This is a genomic window from Candidatus Nomurabacteria bacterium (genome assembly GCA_016699365.1).
Classification (GTDB): Bacteria; Patescibacteriota; Minisyncoccia; order Phycocordibacterales; family UBA9973; genus CAZLWF01.
Window position 1 is genome coordinate 92,966 of the sequence record CP064973.1, and the last position, 19,266, is coordinate 112,231.

The window sequence follows — 19,266 nt, forward strand, 5'->3', positions numbered from 1 at the left end:
GTTTTATATATCTAACTCTGCCATTTTGGCATGTGTTTGAATAAAGCTCTTACGAGGCGCAACATCAGACCCCATAAGCATATCAAAAACTTTATCAGCTTCTTCTGCGTCGTTTATAGTAACTTGTTTCAAGATACGACGTGTGTGATCCATAGTTGTCTCCCATAGCTCGTCTGCGTTCATTTCTCCGAGACCTTTATATCGCTGTACTGATATTTTCTGAACTCTAGCTTTTACTTCCTTTGCATCAGCAGTAATTTCAGTGTCTCCAGATTCTTCGGTTTCATCTTCCTCTGTGCTTTCATCTATATTTTCACTCGAACCCGCAAAAGCAACTTTTTCTTCTTCGGAATATGCATAGAAAACTTCTTTTCCTTTTTTGATCTTATATAGAGGCGGTTGAGCAATATAAATAAATCCTCCGTCCAAAAGCGGTTTGAAATATCTATAAAGTAGAGTGAGTATAAGTGTTCGAATGTGAGCTCCGTCAACGTCCGCATCAGTTGCGATTATAACTTTATGATAACGAAGTTTAGAAATATCAAATGTATCTCCGATTGCAGTTCCCATAGCCACTATCAAGTTACGCACTTGTTCTGACTGCATGATTTTATCTAGACGTGCACGCTCTATGTTTAGAATCTTTCCACGAAGTGGCAAGATAGCCTGAGTACGTCGGTCACGACCCATTTTCGCTGTACCTCCCGCAGAGTCTCCCTCTACTATAAATAGTTCTGATTCTTCAGCACTTTTACTTTGACAGTCAGCAAGCTTTCCAGGCAATGTCATACCTTCGAGTGCACCCTTACGGAGCACAGAGTCTTTTGCGGCTTTTGCAGCTTTACGCGCGCGCACCGCTAGAACAACCTTGCCTATAATAGCCTTTGCCTCATCTGGATTTTCTTCTAAGTATGCAGCAAATGCCTCACCGAAAACACTGGCTACTGCTCCTTGTGCCTCCATCGATCCTAATTTACTTTTTGTCTGTCCTTCAAATTGAATTTCGCGAAGTTTTACTGATATAACCGCAGTTAAACCTTCTAACACATCTTCTCCTGTAAAACCTCCATCAGATTCTTTGATGATGTTGTTCTTTTTTCCGTAAGTATTTAAAACACGAGTGAGGGCTGTTTTGAATCCAGTAACATGAGTACCTCCTTCTGGAGTATGAATATTGTTTGCAAAAGCAACGATCTTTGCGCTTATGTCATCTACGTATTGAAGCGCAATCTCAATCCCCACTCCATCAAGTTCCTTGTCTACATAAAATATTTTATCTTGAACCTCCTTTTCGTTTCGATTGTAATAAGAAACAAGTGATACAAGTCCACCTTCAAAATAAAAAGTTGTGGATGGGATTTCTAATTTTAAATCTTCAAAATAAAATATATCATCTAGGTCTGCGTTCCAGTCTGCTTCACGCGCATCAAGTATTGATATGCGTAATTTTTTTACCAAATAAGCTTGCTGGCGAAGATGGTTTACGATTGTATTCCAATCAAACTTTAAAGTTTTGAATATTTCTTCATCTGGTTCAAATGTAACTATAGTTCCTTTTTCTTTTGAAGATCCAATTTTTTTGACATTGGCTTTTTTCTTACCCTGAGAATATTCTTGCATGTGCTTACCACCCTCTCTGTGTACAATTGCCTGAGTGTAGATAGAAAGCGCATTTACAACAGAAGCACCCACACCATGCAAACCTCCGGAAACTTTATACCCTTCGCCGCCAAATTTTCCTCCAGCATGAAGTGTGGTCATAACAGTTTCTAGTGCAGAAACTTTTGTCTTTGCGTGAACATCTACAGGGATTCCACGTCCGTTGTCAGCAACGCGAATACGATTGTCTGGAAGTAGAACCACTTCTATGTGGTCACAATGTCCCGCCATGGCTTCGTCGCGAGAGTTATCGAAAATCTCCCACACCAAATGATGCAAGCCTTCTGGACCCGTTCCTCCGATATACATTCCAGGACGCTTACGTACTGGCTCTAGACCCTCCAAAACCGAGATATCACTAGCACTGTATGAACCTTCCTTTTTATCTGCCATAAATTAAAAAATACCCTTAAAATTAAGCTTTAATATGTTATTTATTACCCTAACATTATAGCAAAAAAATCCACTTTCTCCTAGTAGAAAATAGTGGATTTCTCCTTATTTTAAGGCCTAAAATACTACCGAATCTCGAAACCTTTATCTTGGAGAGATTTGGTTATAGAGTTCATGGATTCTGCGACTTCTATATCTGTAAGCGTCCTATCAAAACTCTGAAAAACCAACCTAAAAGCTAGACTTTTTTTGCCGTCTTTTTCAAATGAATCTAGTAAATCTGGACCTCTAACAACTAAATCCCCCATGTTCTCTCTAATTACTGGAGAAACATCTATAGAATCAACGTTGGATGGAACCCACATTGAAATATCACGTACAATAAATGGATATTGAGACCAGGGAGAAAAGTTTTCAGATTTTAACTCTAAACTATTAGGTAAAACAGAATCGTACGAACTTCCGATTTCTATATCCTTTGTATATTCTTCTAGGGTCATTTCTTGTACCCCTTTTTTATCCATCCAAGCAACATGTGTTTCTTCAACACCTGCAGCTGGAAAAACATTACCAACTTCAAATATTTTTATTTCAGATTCTCCAAGTAGTGGCGCGTTAAGTCTATTGAGCTCATACGCTTGCTTCAATCCATCACTTAGATTTGTCCGGAGCGCTTCCTTGCCCTTTGCTCCATAAGCAACATACACTTCGCCTTTTTTTGTAAATGCATAAGTATAGACTTCTCTAAATCTATCTTCGGTAAGTTTTTTCTTTGCTGATAAAATTCTATAAAAAATTTCATTTGTTTTCGGCTTGAAATCTATTATCGGTAATTCTGGTAAAACCCTATCGTATCCAAGCACTCTTCCAATCTCCTCTACCAAATCATGGGGACCAATAAGATCCAAGCGAAGTACAGATGGAGAGACGACAAAAGCCTCCCCTTCTCTACGAAAACTAATTCTCAAACGCATTAAAACATTCTCGATCTCTTCCTCTTTAAAATTTGATCCGAGTTTTTTGTTGATATAGTCAGTTGTAATTTCAATATCTTGTCTTGTCTCCCATTTCTGCTTGTCAGGAAACACATCAACAATATCTTCGAACTCTGCATCCGGACACATTTCAAATATAAGTGCTGACAGCTCTCGCATTGCATATTCTGCACGCACAGGAGATAGATCATTCTCAAATCTTTTTATTGCATCTGTAAAAAGTCCCATTCCACGGCCAGTCTTTCGCACAGTCACCGGGTCGAAGTTTGCTACTTCTAGTATTATATCTGCTGTATTCTCGTCTACCTCAGCTCGTGTTCCACCTTTCACTCCAGCAATCGCCAAAACATTATCTTCTCCGTCGGTAATCACCAAGTCGGTTTCTTTTAAATCTTTTTCTTCACCGCCAAGAAGGCTCACCTTTTTTTGACTGCCTGTTTCTTTTATTCGTATTGTACTTCCAACTTTTTTAGCATCAAATACATGAGTTGGGTTTCCACAATCAAACATCACAATATTTGTTGCATCTACGACATTGTTTATACTTTTCTGTCCTACTGACTCAAGATGCTTCACTACCCACTCCGGACTTGGACCAACTTTTACATTTCGAACTATTCGTCCCATATATCTGCGGCATTTATCATTTTCAATTTTCACTTCAAGACTTGTTGGTTTTGACGTAGGAATTTTGTACATATCAACTGGACTCTTGTATTCGATATCGAGAAGCGCAGAAAGTTCTTGTGCGACCCCCTGATGATTTAGTAAATCGTGGGCACGATTTGGCAAGATATTGATATCGAAAATAGTATCTCCATCTGACATTTTATCCATACTCTCTACTTCACAGAGATGAAATGTAAAAACATCCCAGAGCTTATCGGGTTCACAAATGTCAGGTATATACGATTTGAGCCAGTTGTAAGATATTTTCATAATTACTCTATTTTAATTCTCCAATCATCAATTCTGCCTTGTTGTCTATATCTGAAAGTTTTTTGTTAAAAATTTGCAAAAACTTTTCTGGTAAAAGTGCTTTAAAATTGTGGTCTCTGCTAAAATACAGCCCATTACCATCTCTTCCTTGAGAAAGAAAATATTTTAAATCAGAATATCCCGCTCCAAAATAAAACTCAATTTTATTGTCTTCAATAGTAACTGAAGATCTACCTATTATATGCCTGCCCTCTTTATACCCTTCTCCGTGTTCAATTTTATCAGTAGTATCACTATTGTTGTATTCATAGAAAGCCTCCAAAAAAGCACCGTCTATCATATCTCCCAATTTATGATAAATCTCGCGGAGCTTTGGTTCTTTTGATTCTTTTATATTTTTTTCAAAAACAGTTTCTTTGTGGTATATACCTGTTGGATACCTAACCGGCCAATTTTCTCTACCTTCTGGCGTATCCACAGACAATTCAAACAAATCTCTATCTATAGAATCCACTCTCCAATGCAAAATAGTTGAAACACCTCGCAGGTTTTGATAATCAGGGTTTTCTATATTCAAGGTTTGAATCAATTCATTTTTCATCTTCTTTAGATCTTCAATATTTTGATGAACCAATTCCTCTGACGAACTCATATCGAAAACTTCATCTGTATCAGAAAAATTCTCCTGCATTTCTGATATATTTGAGACTCCTCTTTCAGCCAGCAATTTCTTTTTTTCTTCATCTTCAAAAAGAGGTAGTAAATTTTCCAAAGCATTTTTAAATTTTACCCTGTTGCCTGCAAGCTCAGCTCTTTTGGCTTTTATATCTTCAATAAGTTGTAGGTACTGGGTCTTTTGCTCTTCCAGCTTGGACATATCTTCTCTAACTTCAGATAAAATATTTTCTTTTTTAGTTTGAATTACTTCTTCTTCTGCTGTCTTAAAGCTATTTAGTTTTCCAAAAATCGAATTTTCGTTCATAGTGTAAAAATAATTAATAAAATTAAAACTGATTTATTCTCAAATCTCCCTGATAAAGGAATCGTACATCTGGAATATTGTGTTTAATCATTAAAATACGATCAAGCCCTCCACCGAATGCGAAGCCTTGGACTTTTTCCGGATCTAGCCCTGCGTTCCGTAAAACATTTGGGTGGAGCATTCCACCTCCCATCATCTCGAGCCACTTGCCGTTAAACTTTGCATGTACTTCCACTGACGGCTCAGTAAACGGAAAGAAGCTCGGACGAAACTGTATCTCAGTCTCAGAGCCAAGCATGGTCTGGTAGAATTTAATCAAAACTGCCTTCATATTTGCGAGTGTAATATTTTCTCCAATCATAACTCCATCTATCTGATGAAATTGTGCTTCGTGAGTGATGTCTGTTGCTTCGTTACGAAAAGTTTTTCCGATTGCGATATATCCAGCTTCCTTTATTCCATCTTTTGCCATTTTTTCAATCATACGCATAGAGACACTTGTCGTGTGTGTACGCAAAACTGGACGAGAGCTTCGTTCGCCACTTTGTGCTTTTGCAATCTCCTCAGGAGTTTGCTTTATCCAAAAAGTATCTTGCATGTCGCGCGCTGGATGGTCTTTTGAAACATTTAGTGCATCGAAGTTGTACCATTCGTGTTCAAGTTCCGGCCCAACAGCCATTTCAAAACCGAGCTCTGAAAAAACCCGAATTGCATCTTCCGCAAGGAGTGTCATTGGATGAAGTTGTCCTTTAGATATCTGCATAAGCTTGTTTTAAAACTTCCGTACCTGCAATTATATCTTCATTGCTATAGTCATTTACATTATTGAACATATCTACAAGATTGTTCTGATCAGTCATAAAATCTTCGACAGTAGACATCGTATTCAATGTATCTTTATCACCGAGACCATCCTCTGACACAGATTCAAGTTTTGACACCATTCTCTCTGCTAAATCTTTTATTGTTGAATATGCTTCTGTTCCTAAATCTGTGTGTAATGTCTCTATCATACCTCTGCAGAAAATAACTAATTTTTTCAGATCTCTTATGTGTGATTCTATAGAATTCTCCATATCACTCACTCCATCATCTTCGAAAAAGTCCTCTCTGGGTTCACTGGGTTTAGTATCGAAATTATTTTCTCTAGGCTTACCAAATGGGGACATAAATTATACGCGTGAGATTAATAAATAAATATTATTACCCTTGTACATCAATGTAAACTGATGGTTTTCATTATCTTCAAACTGAGCACTCTTTTTATCATGAGCTTGAGCAAAAAATACTTTTGCCTCAAGAGGTTCAATTTTATTGTCCAAATAGTTTATACCGTCACGAATATGCCTGTCTTCGCTTTCGTATTCAACCTTTATTCCGTGAATATACTCGTATTTAACCATACTAGCGATTATAGCAAAAAATGGGCTCGAAATGCTATACTTCAAGCATATGAAAAAGCGTTATATTTTCTTGGTAATATGCATCTTAATACTATCTGCCATAGGGTTCTATTTGGGTAGATTGGACGAAGAAAGAAGAAAAATTGATGTCTTTTCCCTACCTAGTAGACTTGATCTATAAAAAAACACCCCGCAAGTATGGGGTGTTTTGTTTAATTTTCTAAAAGAATTTTTAGTTTTATAACTTCTTCTTCTGTAAGACATGTGTCACCTACACACAATAATTCTGTTTCGATTTTTGGAGTAGTGATTTTTTCGTTTTCAATTTTCTCGAATCTGGAAGCAAGATCAGTAAGACTGCCAACAATATATGGAATCAAGCCACTCATAGAAATACGTTTCTGGTTATTTTCTGTAACTACAACCTCTGGTAATATCGCCTCAACTTCCTGAGCAATAAATCCAGATGTTTTGTTTTCTTTATCGGATTCATTTTTCCAATTGTATTTGACGGGACGAAGATTTTTTATAATATCCAAAGACTCACCACTTGATATACTTTCAATATTTTTCTTCAAATTAACATCTGATGTACAAGTGATTCCACCTGCAACCGCCGGGTTTATAGAACATGTCCCGCTTGTATTTGTAAATGTTGCCACATCTAAAGTTCCAGTCTTTTCTACATCAAGAGGAGTCTCTGGAGTTGTATCTCCAATACCAACATTTCCATCCGCGTCTACCACCATTCTAGTTTGCAAGATAACAGATCCCCGTCCGGTTGTTCGAAAGAAGAGCCCTGTTCCCCATGCACTATCTGAGAAAGTTTCTGCCGCAATAACACGCATACCTGCAGTTGTAGAAGGAGCAAAAGCGGTTGTTCCGTATCCAAGTCCTGAGAATTCAGCAAGAATGTCATTGTTTTGAACAGGTAAAGGAGAAATTCTGGTTCCACGAGCAGCACGGCCACCAAAAACAGTTTTTGTGGTAAAAGTTGGAGATGTACTAAACGTGTCAGCAACTATCTCAACATTTTGTCCATCATTTGCAACTTCAAATTCATATGTTGGATTTGATAGACCAACACCTATGCGGTCATTTACACCATCAATAAACAAAAGATCATTTTCATTATCAGATTTTATTCTGATATTTTTTGCATCCCCAATGTCATTTAAAGTTAAAGTACTAGTTAGTGCATCGTATGAAAAAGGATAATTTCCACTTACTCCACCCACACCCAAAGATCCTGTAAGTGTATTTCCTACTACAGTAAGTGGTGATGACGGAGAGTTTGTACCAATACCTAGATAGTTAAGTGTGTCGTTCCAAAAAAAGTTCAAATTATCTTGGCCTGTGTTTTTACCTACTGGATTAGCAAAAACAACAGACCCTGGAGTCAGGGCGGCATTTGTATTTAAATATGGAACAAAAACTATAAAAGCAATAAATAAGTAAGCAAACTTTTTCATAATCTATATATAATAAGCCAATAATGAACACATACTGTCAGTAAATGTGATCAATGTCAACCTATTTAAACTCAAAAAATATCTCTTCAAAGTTTTTTATTTTCCCTGTTTTTGGATCTACATCTATTCCCTCTTTTTTATAAAGAGCCATTCGTTCTTTTCTGTGCTTGTCGTCTATCCATACTTTCCCACCAGCGTAGACTATCCTATGCCATGGGATATTCTTCACATCTTCATCGTATGCTTTACCGAGGATAGTAGTAATACTCTGACTTGCCATCGGCCCCGCACCACAAGCACGGGTAATAGCTCCGTATGTAGTAACTCTACCTTTTGGTATAGAGAGTGCGGCTTTCAAAACACGTTCAGAAAATGTAGACATATGTATACTCTATCACTAAAAAGAAATCTTTGACAAAAATATTTCTAGTAGTAACATGAAGAAAAATTGTAAATTATGAAAAAATTACTGCTTATTTTATTAGCGATAATAATTATAGTAGTTGGCGTAGCTGTTGGTTTAAGTTCGTTATATTTTATTGCTGCACCATTACCAAAATGGTTAACAGAGAATCCCGTTGCTTCTTTCTTTTTATTCAACCAACGCAGGTCATCTAATATATGTATTTGTTTCAATGATACTTGGATATATTATGGTGTTTTGCTCATTTTTAATTCTTGAAATAGTTGAACCGGGCACAGAAAAACCAAAGGGTCAGTCGAGTTTATACAAAATAGACAAGCTTTTATGAAAACCAAAAATCCGCATTAGCGGATTTTATTTTTTATAAATTTCTCTTGCCAACTTACATTGCTCACATTCATCTCCCCCGCTATATACTTTTTGCAAAGCATGGTCTTTCGGTCCACTCACCTGTTTTCAAAAGTCTATCGTAATCAGTTATATCTCTAATCAGTAGATCAATCTGTTCTTCTCCTACTCGTGTCGCATAAATCATATTTTTGTCACCATCTTTTGCTTCAAGGAAATAAAGTTTTGAAGATACTACTTCTTTTTTATCAGAACCTCGCACCAAGTATGAATACATCGCCAACTGTCGCATGTAAGTAGAAAGCCTATTTTCATCATCCAGTTTTTCTATAACACCAGAAGTTTTTGTAGAACCAGTTTTGAAATCTGTTACTGAAACACTCCCATCAGGGAATTTTTCTGTAAGGTCAATCTTTCCATACATGTTCAAATTTGGAAAACGTGAATCTTTAAAAGAAACGGATCTTTCGCTATCACGATTTTGGATGAGATCTTTATATGAATTTTTAATCCACTTCGCAACTATTTCTGTTGCATCTTTTGAAAGCTTACTTAAAACCCGAGAATCGCTAACACCCTCGCGTTCAAAACTACTTTTTATACACTCCACTATGTCTTTATCAGAAGGTATGCTTGGAGATTTCAAAACAAATTCTATTGCCGCATGTACCGCAGACCCTAGTGCAAGAGAATCAGATTTTATCTCAGGCAACTTCAGAAAATTTCTAAAATACCATTTCCAAGGACATTCGAAAAAGTTGTTAAGTAATGATACAGAAATATTCACACTCTCGTATTCATCTGTGACAAGAGTTTTCATCTTCTCAAAATCATCACCTTCTGGTATTGGTTCACTACGTACATATACATCCGGACCCTCTGCGAGTAGATCTTCTTCTGTTTTTGTGGCATCTTTTTAACAAAATGCATGTCTGGTAGCTCACGTATAACCTCTGCAAGCTCAAGCTCTCCACCCCTAACATCATTTTTCGCGTATGAGATAGTGCAGAATTTTTTAGCACGTGTGATTGCTACATATACTTCACGTTTTGCTACAGACTTATCCTTCTCTTCAATTTTTTCTTTTACAATCTCGGGCAAAGTAAAACCACCTCTTTTCTGAGACATTAGAGTTTCTTCGTTCATATGCGCAATCCAAACAGCTTCAAACTCTAAGCCTTTTGATTTATGCAAGGTCATAACCGAAACACCTTTGTGTGCGCCAAAAGTTGCAAGTGGTATGTGCATCTTATATGACTCTAATCTTTCTATATACTGTAAAAAATCTCCCAAGGTCACATGTGGATTTTTTTGTATTTGAATTTCTGCCAAATGAAACACTGTCCTCAAAGCTTCAGAATTCTCCAACAAATCTTCATGACTACCAGCACTCTTAATCAACAAGTCGTTCCCAATTAGACTAAGTAGAGAAAGAAGTCCGCTTTTTGTAGATTCATTTATGAATAGCTCAAGTTTTTTGCCCCATTTGTATATCTGATCTTCATTTTCAAATAAACCAAAACTATCTTTTTGGGCTATGAGATTTTCAATGCTAAAATTTTTATTTTTCTTGTCACGAAGAAACTTATGAACTTCTATTGTATCGATCGAAGATATATCATCTAGCATTGTATCAACAAGTGCGACAGTATTATTTGGATCTACTATAACTTTCAAGACCTTTCTAAAGCTCATAACCTTTCTAGAATCAAAAAAAGATGCTGAGTCCCCCATAGAAACAGGTACACCAAGATTCCGCAAACTAACAAGTGCGCTACGAACATGATAATTTTTAGGCACAAGCAAAGCGCATTCACGAGGATCTATTCCTGTAGAAATAATTTTCTTGAAATATAAACCTGCGCCAATTATCTCATCTCGTGGATACGAATATTCCGATAAATATATTTCATCAGAACCAGCACGATTACTCTTGAGTTTTTCATTTGTAAGACTACTAGATAGCAGTGTGTCAGCCAGTGACAATATTGGCGCTGTGGAACGATAATTTTCAACCAGAGTTATGAGTTCAGCCTTACCAAAAGCTGTTTTGAATTCTTCAAAATACGATAACGATGCCCCTCCAAAACCATATATAAGCTGGCGATCATCTCCCACTACAAATATATTTGGTTTCTCCACCGAACCCCACACTGCTTTCAAAAAGCTATTTTGAACACCAGAAGAATCTTGATGTTCGTCGACAAGTACATATAGCGCGCTCTCACCTACATCCGCACGCACATCTTCAGAATCTTCTACAAGTTGTACTGCGTACTCGAGCACGTCGTCATAATCCATAAGGATTCTATTTTGTTTTTCTGTCTCATAGCTTTCGTAAAATTCTACCACCTCACTTGTACGTTCAAGTGCTTCTATTTTTTTCAATACATCTTTTTTAATTTCACCTTTTGTAACACCTCTACTGGAAACACTGTCCGGATTTTTCTTGAGATCTTCTATCTCTTTCTCGATCTGCGCTTTAAAATCAATAGGTGAAATTCGTTCACGCTTCAAAAGTGAAATTAGGGACTTAAGGTCATGAAAATATGTTTCTGGCTTTACTCTAGGACGCAAATGTTTCCAATCTCTAGAATGTAAGAGTTCATCTGCTAGAAAAATTGACTCCTTTTCATCTAGCAAACTAGGGACATGACTAAGCCCTAAGCTTAGATAATTATCTTCTATAAGCCCAATAGCATAACTATGAAAAGTCGTAATACGCACATCATTTGCGCGAGTGCCTATGTACTTTTCGAGTCTCTTGCGCATTGCAGTTACACCAGAGCGTGTAAAAGTAAGACATAAAATACCCGAAGCCGGGGTATCAGTTTTAGTTAAAATATTTGCAATACGAAGCGCCAAGACCTCAGTTTTGCCGGTTCCAGGCCCTGCTATAACCATAACTGGACCTTCTATAGTATCAACAGCATCTCTCTGAGCTTCGTTTAGATTTTTATATGCATCAGCAAAGGGGGTGTTCATGAACTATATTATACGTAAAATTACTCTTTCTGATACTATTGACCAAATCGTAAAAAACTGTATACTAATAAAAATTTGTAAATTTATGCAAGGAAAAATTGAACTCGAGGACTACAAGAAATGTCAGTCCGCAAAGAACGCCGCCCTAGTGGTGGCAGTGTTGAACAAGGGCACGACAGCCCTTGCTCTCGGAATCTCAAAACCTCTTGAGAAAGAGATACGGGACCGAGCGAAGAAATATGTGAATGCAAAGAACGCCATTATGAAATGGCTCGGTGCAAAAACGCCAACAAATGCGCGACTCGCATTTGCCGAGATTAACAAATGTAAAATCAAAGATGAGAACATTGTCCGAGATTTTGCGGGGACACTAGACGGATTTGGCCTCGAAGAGATGAAGCGAATGTCACAGAAGGACATGCCTTCTCCACAGGAGGCACAAAAACAAGAAGCAGAACAACAATAATAATAAAAAAATAAAAGCCCCGAATTTTCGGGGCTTTAATTATTTATGCAAGATAAATATTGTCATCTTGCACAACAACCACTGGCTTTCCTTTGGCCAAATGATCTACAGTAACCTGTAATTGCTTTTCAGCAACCTCATTTAGACATTTTCTATAATCCTCCACATTGAGGTTAGGAAAAAGTCTTTTCATAAAACCATAGGTGTGGTCGCATACATCATCGAGGATTTTTTTATGCCAAGATCGGTGGTATCGATACACCTGCAGACCGCTTCCATCTTGAGCAGGCAATCCTGTAGTAGTATCGTCAATCACGACAACTGCAACAGCATTGTGAGATCCAGAATATAAATCCGGACTCACCCCTCTTGCGTTCAAGTTGTGGAGATAATTTTCTAGAATAAATCTAGCATCATCTTCATGAATACCGTATGTATCCAACTTGGTAAGCGCGCCTTTTGCGTGCCCACAACCAGCGCATAACATAGAATTTTCTCCATGATCTCCATCATCACTGTGATAAGTAACAGTACCAATAGCTCTCTCTAGATCTTCAATAAATTCAGAGATATCATGATCTCCACTGATTCCATGAGATTTTCTAAATAAATCTAAACTTCCGAGAGCTGTTATTACAACCCCCAAACCAGCACCTGGTAGAGCGACATCAGGCAAAAAGCCCTTTTGTCGGTGCTCTCTATCATCTATACAGCCTTTTGAAACTGCATAAACCGGTCTTTGGCCAATGTCATAGCGATTTCTTTTTATAAAATCGATTACATCTTCTGGTGAAAAAGGCATAACGCCCAATTCTACATCATGTTGTGCTTGCTGTTCATTCATATCCTATGTTTTTAAATACAATAACAAAACCAAAGATGACAATAGCACGCTTAAATACAAAAGACAATATTAGTTTTGAACTTCTAGTGGGACGGCCGGAGTTTCATTTTTTTCTTCAACTACAGGCTCGAGACGACGTAAAAGTTTATCGTACACATAAGCATAAGCTATAGCAGAAAGCGGAACTGTAACTAGTAGACCCACAACAAAACAAAGTAAGCCTAGTAGGTTAATAAGTCCTATAAGAATAGTAAACAAGAAAAGCTTCCATGTTACACCTTTTGTTATAAGCATAGACTCTCTCATGGCCTGACGGATAGTTATGTCTTTTTTGTCTATAATGAGATATTTATAGAATCCCAACCTAATCATCAAGATTACACCTGGCACAATCAGTAATACAAAACCAAGTAATACAAAAAATGCATAAACTAAACTTCCTCCAAAATATTTCCAGAATTGAGGAGCGGGCTTAACTATATCCTTAACCCCAAAAGATTCCCCTCTAACAGAAAGTAGAGTTATGTATATATAACCCATACCCAACAGAACACCAAAAACTACTTGAGCAATATTGAATATAATTATTGCTATAGAGTTGGTAGAATTTGAAGCTGCTTCACTAAAAAGCAAAGAGACACAAAAAATAGTAAAAGACAGTAAGGCAAAAAATGATAAATTTTCCTTGGCTTTCATCCAGCCAAATTTTATTGATTCTTTATTTGAAAAAAGTGTATTCATATTTATATTATGAGTTACTTACCACTATTTTCCAAGTTTTCTGATATAGATCGAACAATATTTTCAAACAAAACAGCTTGAGCTCCGTAGTCTTCTGCTATGAAGTCTCCTGAAGGAATGTCTTTCGATAGTAAGTTTTTATCTTGCAGATACTGCTCTATTTCCTCACTGTTTTTGTACATGTCACTCTTAGAGAATAGAAACGCATACCAAGGCATTCGTGTTTTTATATTTCCTAAAACATCTACTGTTACTTTTTCACGGAGAAATGTTTTTCCAAATCCTAAAAATTTAGCATCAACCGCATATACGAATGATATTTTAGAATCTCCGATTGATACTTCTTTTATACGATCATCTTTATGCATCATAGTTTTTGAAAATACTTCCAAATCAATCAGAGATGAAACACCCACACTAGATATATAAATATCCTCATCTTTCAGATCAGTCCTTTTGATGGTAAGTTTTTCGCTTTCTGTATTAGAAGTTAAACCAGCCAAATAAGGTTTGTTTGTAAACCACAAAGAAACTATTTCGGTGTGAATTCTATTTATATTTACAACCGCTTCTGTATTTACTTCATCTACAGAGCCACTAGTTTCTATACACTTAATAAGCTTTCCTTGAAAATCAAGTAAGGCTTCAACACGCTCCTGATCTGGAAGTGAATCTTTTCTGTATTCATCAACCACTTCTATAGAGACAGATCTGTAGATCGCCTTTAGTCTATTTAGTACCAAAGACGATGTCTCGTCTTGAGATGTCACTTTCTCTACCTCGTCTATCATATCTGATCTTAGACCTAGAGTTTCTTTGTATAGAGAACCCTGAATTTCACTCATGCCGTCTTGTGCATTTTCTGGCAATGTATAACTATCTTTCTGCCAAGCAAAACTCTGTTTATCTATATCTTCTTGGTTAGTAAAATAAGTATCTACTAAACTACAAAAATCTGAATCAGAAGGATTCTCGTCATTGACTGAAGTTACTAATTTGTCAGTCACAAAAGCTAAGTAGCCAAAAGTTTGTGGAAGATATGTAGTAGAAGGTGCCTGAAGAGCAACGGTATCAACTATTGTCTCAGTATCTGGTAGATAATCCTGTGAAAAAACAATACTTTTGGTGGTAGGAAATCCCACAAATATACTAAAAATACTTATAAAAATGGCTATTTTTTGGATCTTTTTCATAAAAACAGTATAACACCTAGGTAAAATATGAAAAGTATTGAAAAAATTGAGCACAAATTAACAACAAATGTCAAAATTATGATTTCTTACATCTAAAACAATCCTTCGTGTGATCATCTACCATACCAATACCCTGCATAAATGCATAACAAATAGTAGAACCGAAAAATTTAAAACCCCTCTTTTTCAAATCCTTGGATAATAGATCTGATATATTACTCTGAGACAGAACTTTAGAATAGTTTGTCGGCTTGTTTACAATACTTTTACCATCTACAAAACTCCAAAAATATTTAGAAGCTGTACTGAATTCTTTTTGTAAATCTAAAAATGCTTTAGCGTTCCCTATTGTTGCTTCTATTTTGCCTCTATGGCGAATTATTCCAGGATTTTTCATTAGTCTATCTACATCTCGCTTTGTCATTTTAGAAATTTTGCGTGGGGCAAAATTATAAAAAGCTTTAGCGAAATTATCACGTTTATGAAGTATACAGGCCCAAGATAATCCAGCCTGATTTGAATCTAAAACCAAAGCTTCAAAAATATCTATATCCTTCTTCTTTGGAACACCCCAAACATAATCATGATAATCTCGCATCAAGATATCTTCCCCATTCGCCCATCTACAACGTCTCCTTTTTTTCATGTGTTTATTATACTATTTAACTTGCTAATTTTAAAAAAATGTATTAGAATGTAGACCTTATCAATTATGCGTGGATAACTCCCACATAAATACATGTCAGACGAAATAATAAAGGATGAAGAAATGGAAGCTGTAGAAGGAGCTGAAGTAGCTGCTACAGAAGGAGAAGTAGTTGCTGATGAAGAAGTTTCTTCAGAAGAAGTAGCTGCATAGTATTCGATACTAATCGAAATAATAAAAAGCGGGCATTGCCCGCTTTTTATTATTTTACCTTATCTCCATGAACCTAATATAAAACCAAAAACCATAAACAACACCAGATTATATCCTGCGGAAATTAAGAAAACTTTCCATGCATCCTTGCGTGGACGAGAACTCCACATACATGACCCCGCAACCACTGGCATAACAAATCCAAGCCAGACCAAAAGTGCATTTGAAATCCCATTTATACTGGTCCAGTTTTTTATATATACAACCAAAACATATGCCTGTAAAAGCGCGAGGATAAACTGTGTAGCGTATAGCTGCCACATTTTTTTCTGTATTTCAGCCATTTTTTCAGGCGTCATACCTATATCCATACCAGAAGCTTTAATAAAAGCGTTCCCAAACAAAAGTTTCGAATGCCACAAAGACCCTACGATCATAGCAGCAACTCCACACACTAAAACTGCAAGTAAATTTATATCCATAAATTGTTTTTAACTCATAAAACTAGTCCAATTATACCCCAAATATGCCTTACCAAAAATATAGTCTAAACATTGACATATATAGATTTATGTGATATTCTATGAAAAAATACAATATGAAGATATTTGAAAAAGTAGTAAAAACCATAACGGTACTGTACCTAAGAAGACATCTAAAGGAGAGCTTCCGCATAGGCAGAATAAACATTTTAATGGAAAAACTGAAAAACTGCCTGGAAGAAAAGGATACGAAGAAGGCAATAATCTCGTATGTAAGAGCACTAGTGATTCTAGAAAAATGCTCGTGGGAATTCTACTCTTTATCAAGAATAAAAAGTAGAGAAAAAACAATTTTCTATCAGAAACTAGGTCAGTTACTAACTCTGCACTTAGACTTGAAGAACAATAATCGCCTTATGTTTATAGGACAACCCATTTTCTGGGGAGGACAGAACATGGAGGACGGTACTCATATATACCATATGCACGTATGGAAAAATTCATTCAACGAGACCGAAGATTATTTCAAGCTATCCAAGCTCTCTACACTGAACGAGCCCAACAAAGAAGTGGACGAATCTTGGGGGTTTATGAAAGCATCAATCCAGAGATTCTACGATAAAATGATTGAGGTAAACTCAATGTTAAATAATACAGAAGAAATAAAAATAAAAGGGATGGAGGCTTATGATCCTCTACCCTTGAGATAAAAAAAGCCGCATCAAAAATGATGCGGCTTTAATATTTAAATATTATTCTTCTGCCGGAATAAAGCTTGTTCCATATATTCGCATTTGATTAAACTTTCCCCAAAAAGCTACAAATACAATAGCTAGTACAATTACAAAAGAAACAAAAATCTGCATTTTTTTCATATAACAAATTGTAACGCTTAAATAGAAACTATCAAAATATAAATTTGACTAATATTAACAACAAGCTATAATGTGCTAAAGAAAAGATTTTCAAAAAAATAAAACTTTTTATAATGGCGAAGTTACCAGAAAACAAAAGGCTTTACCAAATAAAAGATTTGGGTATTGGAGAGACTGCATATGTTTCAGTCTATGCATTAAGAGTCGATCAAGATGAAGAGTGTTATCTACTAAAAGATTACGCTATATTCAAAAAAAAGAATGATGACAATGCCCAACTAAAAATAAAAAGGGTGAAAAATGGATTCATCGCATTTATTCTTGATATTAACTACCACTGGGGAATATCTGATGACATAGAATACACTGCGGGTGAAAAATCACAGTACTTACCAATCATAGGTTTCGGAGATGTGCTTGTATATGAGAAGCTTTCTATTAAAGAACTCAGAGATGCTCTTTTGGCAGCTGAGCAAGTTGAAGATTATGAGGAAGCAAGCAAAATTAGAAATCTATTGGCTCAGAAAAAATAAAAAAACTCCGCAGTTTGCGGAGTTTTTCTTTTGGAAATTTATTTCATTTCGTGACCTGTACAAACACCACCCTTCTTGCAATCGTCACATCCATCACATTTAGAAGCACCACATGTTCCGCATCCACAATTGCAAACATCTTCTTTTGAGCAATCACATCCGCCAGAATGACAAGATTTGCATCCGCATCCACAAACATGTCTCATAAGAGAATACTTACCAGGTCCACCAAAAGCTATAGCAAGTGATGAAACAAGAAGTATTATATCTATTTCAGCCGCATTGAATCCCATACCAGACTTTACAAGAATTATTGCAAAGATCATTACAACAGATAGGAGTATTCCTGCATATCTAGCAAAAACACCCAATAGGACAGCAATACCACCAACCAATTCAATAGAAGCAACTATGTAGGCAAATATTGAACTTAGTCCTAGTGATCCAAAAAATCCAATTGTAGCATCCATGTTTTGGAATTTAGATATACCGTGGGAAATAAAAATTGCCGCAACACCGATTCGAAGTAGTAGTAAACCGGTATCAGGACAGTGCATTTTTTTCATCATTTTCATAATTAAACTAAATAAAATAAATTTATAATGTTTGTATTATATCATACAAAATATCTTGTCTATTTTTTCTTGACTGTTGCTACTTTCTTCTTTGGAGCTTTCTCAGCTTTAACTGCTTTTTTAACAATAGGCTTTTCTGGAGCCATCTTTTCCACCTTTGGGGTATTCATTTTTTCTATAGCACCGATTAACCTATCTAGCTTCATACTTATTTCTGCTAGCTGTTTTTTTGTATCATCATTTTGAGGGGCTGGTCTAAATTCCTGTCTAGAAGCAGGTGCTCTGCTACCACCAAAATCCTTGCGTGAATTTCTGTCACCACCTTCTCTTTTGCTACCAAAACAATTTGAACAGTACACAGGCTTCTCACCTGATGGTCTAAAAGGCACTTCACAATTATTTCCACATTCACTACAAGTAGCTTTATGCATAACTACAGAATCTCTACTTCCACCCTTGTCTCCTCCCCAACTTTTTTTCTGAAAATCCGGTCGTCCACCGCTATTTCCACCTCTAAAACCTCCCCCACCCCTGTTATCTCTATCCTTAAAATTTCCCATATAGTTTATGTCTATCGCCAATAATATGACGAATATATTTATTAATTAGTAAGTCTTGCCCATAGTCTATGCTTTTAATCGACAATAATCAAATAAAATCTTATTCTTTGAAATCTATAGAACATGAATTTACACAAAAATGTTTGCCGGTTTTTGCGTGACTATCATCAAACAGGTGCCCCAAATGTGAGCCACATTTCGAACAAACCACCTCTGTACGCTTCATACCAAGTGAATCATCGTCTTTAAATTCCACAGAACCTGGAATAGCTTCATCAAAAGACGGCCAACCCTGAAGTCCAGACGGACCAGAATTTGAATCCATCTTTGTATCAGAAGAAAACAGAACTTGTCCGCACACTTTGCATGTGTAAGCGCCCTTTTCATTGTGATTCACAAATTTACCGGAAAATGGCACCTCAGTTCCCTTTTCTTGGGTAACGTGATATTCCTCGGCTGATAATTTTTGTTTTAGTTCGTCTTTATTCATACTTTCATTGTAACATTTGTGTCAAATTTGCAGGTTTGACATGGGTAT

General features: G+C 36.4%; 22 protein-coding genes. 4 read left to right on the plus strand and 18 right to left on the minus strand.

The genetic code is table 11. The features are described 5' to 3' along the window. Positions 1–3: 3 nt before the first annotated feature. The 8 genes from IPJ63_00480 to IPJ63_00515 all read right to left on the minus strand — a co-directional run bounded on the left by IPJ63_00480 (position 4) and on the right by IPJ63_00515 (position 8,225). Positions 4–2,052 carry a type IIA DNA topoisomerase subunit B gene (locus tag IPJ63_00480; GenBank protein ID QQR76736.1) on the minus strand — a complete coding sequence of 683 codons (2,049 nt, stop codon included), beginning with the start codon at positions 2,050–2,052 and terminating at the stop codon, positions 4–6. A 125-nt stretch (positions 2,053–2,177) separates the two neighbouring features. After that, positions 2,178–3,986, minus strand: a complete 1,809-nt coding sequence (locus IPJ63_00485) for a phenylalanine--tRNA ligase subunit beta (GenBank protein QQR76737.1) — start codon at positions 3,984–3,986, stop codon at positions 2,178–2,180. A 7-nt stretch (positions 3,987–3,993) separates the two neighbouring features. Beyond that, positions 3,994–4,968, minus strand: a complete 975-nt coding sequence (locus tag IPJ63_00490) for a hypothetical protein (GenBank protein ID QQR76738.1) — start codon at positions 4,966–4,968, stop codon at positions 3,994–3,996. A gap of 22 nt (positions 4,969–4,990) precedes the next feature. Then, positions 4,991–5,731: a phenylalanine--tRNA ligase subunit alpha gene (gene pheS, locus IPJ63_00495; GenBank protein QQR76739.1), complete on the minus strand. Its 741-nt coding sequence runs from the start codon at positions 5,729–5,731 to the stop codon at positions 4,991–4,993. Next, the gene (locus IPJ63_00500; GenBank protein QQR76740.1) at positions 5,718–6,137 is read right to left on the minus strand and encodes a hypothetical protein; all 420 of its coding nucleotides are present in this window, start codon (positions 6,135–6,137) and stop codon (positions 5,718–5,720) included. The genes pheS and IPJ63_00500 overlap by 14 nt, the downstream gene beginning before the upstream one ends. Positions 6,138–6,140: 3 nt before the next feature. Beyond that, entirely contained in the window at positions 6,141–6,371 is a 231-nt protein-coding gene (locus tag IPJ63_00505) for a hypothetical protein (GenBank protein ID QQR76741.1), read from the minus strand. A gap of 212 nt (positions 6,372–6,583) precedes the next feature. After that, a complete protein-coding gene (locus IPJ63_00510) occupies positions 6,584–7,843 on the minus strand; it encodes a tail fiber domain-containing protein (GenBank protein QQR76742.1) in 1,260 nt (419 codons plus the stop codon). A gap of 61 nt (positions 7,844–7,904) precedes the next feature. Beyond that, on the minus strand, positions 7,905–8,225 hold the full coding sequence (locus tag IPJ63_00515; protein ID QQR76743.1) for an MGMT family protein: 321 nt from the start codon (positions 8,223–8,225) through the stop codon (positions 7,905–7,907). 75 nt (positions 8,226–8,300) lie between these two features. On the opposite strand from IPJ63_00515, the gene IPJ63_00520 reads away from it, so the two are divergent. After that, the gene (locus IPJ63_00520) at positions 8,301–8,525 is read left to right on the plus strand and encodes a hypothetical protein (protein QQR76744.1); all 225 of its coding nucleotides are present in this window, start codon (positions 8,301–8,303) and stop codon (positions 8,523–8,525) included. Between the two features lie 151 nt (positions 8,526–8,676). On the opposite strand, the gene IPJ63_00525 is transcribed toward IPJ63_00520, so the two are convergent. Next, on the minus strand, positions 8,677–9,435 hold the full coding sequence (locus IPJ63_00525) for a PD-(D/E)XK nuclease family protein (protein ID QQR76745.1): 759 nt from the start codon (positions 9,433–9,435) through the stop codon (positions 8,677–8,679). Beyond that, positions 9,432–11,600 (minus strand): ATP-dependent helicase, encoded by a 2,169-nt coding sequence (locus IPJ63_00530; GenBank protein QQR76746.1) that lies wholly within the window; start codon positions 11,598–11,600, stop codon positions 9,432–9,434. Before IPJ63_00530 ends, IPJ63_00525 begins: the two co-directional genes overlap by 4 nt. Before the next feature lie 85 nt (positions 11,601–11,685). On the opposite strand from IPJ63_00530, the gene IPJ63_00535 reads away from it, so the two are divergent. Then, positions 11,686–12,066, plus strand: coding sequence for a hypothetical protein (locus IPJ63_00535; protein QQR76747.1), 381 nt, complete (start codon positions 11,686–11,688; stop codon positions 12,064–12,066). 43 nt (positions 12,067–12,109) lie between these two features. On the opposite strand, the gene IPJ63_00540 is transcribed toward IPJ63_00535, so the two are convergent. The 5 genes from IPJ63_00540 to IPJ63_00560 all read right to left on the minus strand — a co-directional run bounded on the left by IPJ63_00540 (position 12,110) and on the right by IPJ63_00560 (position 16,185). Beyond that, positions 12,110–12,910 carry a hypothetical protein gene (locus IPJ63_00540; protein ID QQR76748.1) on the minus strand — a complete coding sequence of 267 codons (801 nt, stop codon included), beginning with the start codon at positions 12,908–12,910 and terminating at the stop codon, positions 12,110–12,112. Positions 12,911–12,979: 69 nt separating this feature from the next. Further along, on the minus strand, positions 12,980–13,651 hold the full coding sequence (locus IPJ63_00545; GenBank protein ID QQR76749.1) for a hypothetical protein: 672 nt from the start codon (positions 13,649–13,651) through the stop codon (positions 12,980–12,982). A gap of 14 nt (positions 13,652–13,665) precedes the next feature. Next, the gene (locus IPJ63_00550) at positions 13,666–14,844 is read right to left on the minus strand and encodes a hypothetical protein (GenBank protein QQR76750.1); all 1,179 of its coding nucleotides are present in this window, start codon (positions 14,842–14,844) and stop codon (positions 13,666–13,668) included. A 76-nt stretch (positions 14,845–14,920) separates the two neighbouring features. Next, positions 14,921–15,490, minus strand: a complete 570-nt coding sequence (locus tag IPJ63_00555; protein QQR76751.1) for a DNA-3-methyladenine glycosylase I — start codon at positions 15,488–15,490, stop codon at positions 14,921–14,923. A 272-nt stretch (positions 15,491–15,762) separates the two neighbouring features. Next, complete coding sequence (locus IPJ63_00560; GenBank protein QQR76752.1) at positions 15,763–16,185, minus strand: DUF1761 domain-containing protein; 423 nt, start codon at positions 16,183–16,185, stop codon at positions 15,763–15,765. A gap of 101 nt (positions 16,186–16,286) precedes the next feature. Between IPJ63_00560 and IPJ63_00565 the strand changes: the two genes are divergently transcribed. Further along, positions 16,287–16,895, plus strand: coding sequence for a hypothetical protein (locus IPJ63_00565; GenBank protein QQR76753.1), 609 nt, complete (start codon positions 16,287–16,289; stop codon positions 16,893–16,895). Positions 16,896–17,173: 278 nt separating this feature from the next. Further along, a complete protein-coding gene (locus IPJ63_00570; GenBank protein ID QQR76754.1) occupies positions 17,174–17,593 on the plus strand; it encodes a hypothetical protein in 420 nt (139 codons plus the stop codon). Between the two features lie 38 nt (positions 17,594–17,631). Here IPJ63_00570 and IPJ63_00575 read toward each other — a convergent pair whose 3' ends face one another. From IPJ63_00575 to msrB, 3 genes are all read right to left on the minus strand, one after another. Continuing rightward, a complete protein-coding gene (locus tag IPJ63_00575; GenBank protein QQR76755.1) occupies positions 17,632–18,168 on the minus strand; it encodes a DoxX family protein in 537 nt (178 codons plus the stop codon). A gap of 59 nt (positions 18,169–18,227) precedes the next feature. Continuing rightward, positions 18,228–18,728 carry a hypothetical protein gene (locus IPJ63_00580; GenBank protein ID QQR76756.1) on the minus strand — a complete coding sequence of 167 codons (501 nt, stop codon included), beginning with the start codon at positions 18,726–18,728 and terminating at the stop codon, positions 18,228–18,230. 100 nt (positions 18,729–18,828) lie between these two features. After that, on the minus strand, positions 18,829–19,218 hold the full coding sequence (gene msrB, locus IPJ63_00585) for a peptide-methionine (R)-S-oxide reductase MsrB (protein ID QQR76757.1): 390 nt from the start codon (positions 19,216–19,218) through the stop codon (positions 18,829–18,831). Positions 19,219–19,266: the final 48 nt, after the last annotated feature.

Bases quoted from the DNA above. Each gene is read 5' to 3' on its own strand.
- IPJ63_00480 (QQR76736.1), bottom strand. From the start codon at position 2,052: ATGGCAGATAAAAAGGAAGGTTCATACAGTGCTAGTGATATCTCGGTT.
- IPJ63_00485 (QQR76737.1), bottom strand. From the start codon at position 3,986: ATGAAAATATCTTACAACTGGCTCAAATCGTATATACCTGACATTTGT.
- IPJ63_00490 (QQR76738.1), bottom strand. From the start codon at position 4,968: ATGAACGAAAATTCGATTTTTGGAAAACTAAATAGCTTTAAGACAGCA.
- pheS (QQR76739.1), bottom strand. From the start codon at position 5,731: ATGCAGATATCTAAAGGACAACTTCATCCAATGACACTCCTTGCGGAA.
- IPJ63_00500 (QQR76740.1), bottom strand. From the start codon at position 6,137: ATGTCCCCATTTGGTAAGCCTAGAGAAAATAATTTCGATACTAAACCC.
- IPJ63_00505 (QQR76741.1), bottom strand. From the start codon at position 6,371: ATGGTTAAATACGAGTATATTCACGGAATAAAGGTTGAATACGAAAGC.
- IPJ63_00510 (QQR76742.1), bottom strand. From the start codon at position 7,843: ATGAAAAAGTTTGCTTACTTATTTATTGCTTTTATAGTTTTTGTTCCA.
- IPJ63_00515 (QQR76743.1), bottom strand. From the start codon at position 8,225: ATGTCTACATTTTCTGAACGTGTTTTGAAAGCCGCACTCTCTATACCA.
- IPJ63_00520 (QQR76744.1), top strand. From the start codon at position 8,301: ATGAAAAAATTACTGCTTATTTTATTAGCGATAATAATTATAGTAGTT.
- IPJ63_00525 (QQR76745.1), bottom strand. From the start codon at position 9,435: ATGAAAACTCTTGTCACAGATGAATACGAGAGTGTGAATATTTCTGTA.
- IPJ63_00530 (QQR76746.1), bottom strand. From the start codon at position 11,600: ATGAACACCCCCTTTGCTGATGCATATAAAAATCTAAACGAAGCTCAG.
- IPJ63_00535 (QQR76747.1), top strand. From the start codon at position 11,686: ATGCAAGGAAAAATTGAACTCGAGGACTACAAGAAATGTCAGTCCGCA.
- IPJ63_00540 (QQR76748.1), bottom strand. From the start codon at position 12,910: ATGAATGAACAGCAAGCACAACATGATGTAGAATTGGGCGTTATGCCT.
- IPJ63_00545 (QQR76749.1), bottom strand. From the start codon at position 13,651: ATGAATACACTTTTTTCAAATAAAGAATCAATAAAATTTGGCTGGATG.
- IPJ63_00550 (QQR76750.1), bottom strand. From the start codon at position 14,844: ATGAAAAAGATCCAAAAAATAGCCATTTTTATAAGTATTTTTAGTATA.
- IPJ63_00555 (QQR76751.1), bottom strand. From the start codon at position 15,490: ATGAAAAAAAGGAGACGTTGTAGATGGGCGAATGGGGAAGATATCTTG.
- IPJ63_00560 (QQR76752.1), bottom strand. From the start codon at position 16,185: ATGGATATAAATTTACTTGCAGTTTTAGTGTGTGGAGTTGCTGCTATG.
- IPJ63_00565 (QQR76753.1), top strand. From the start codon at position 16,287: ATGAAAAAATACAATATGAAGATATTTGAAAAAGTAGTAAAAACCATA.
- IPJ63_00570 (QQR76754.1), top strand. From the start codon at position 17,174: ATGGCGAAGTTACCAGAAAACAAAAGGCTTTACCAAATAAAAGATTTG.
- IPJ63_00575 (QQR76755.1), bottom strand. From the start codon at position 18,168: ATGAAAATGATGAAAAAAATGCACTGTCCTGATACCGGTTTACTACTA.
- IPJ63_00580 (QQR76756.1), bottom strand. From the start codon at position 18,728: ATGGGAAATTTTAAGGATAGAGATAACAGGGGTGGGGGAGGTTTTAGA.
- msrB (QQR76757.1), bottom strand. From the start codon at position 19,218: ATGAATAAAGACGAACTAAAACAAAAATTATCAGCCGAGGAATATCAC.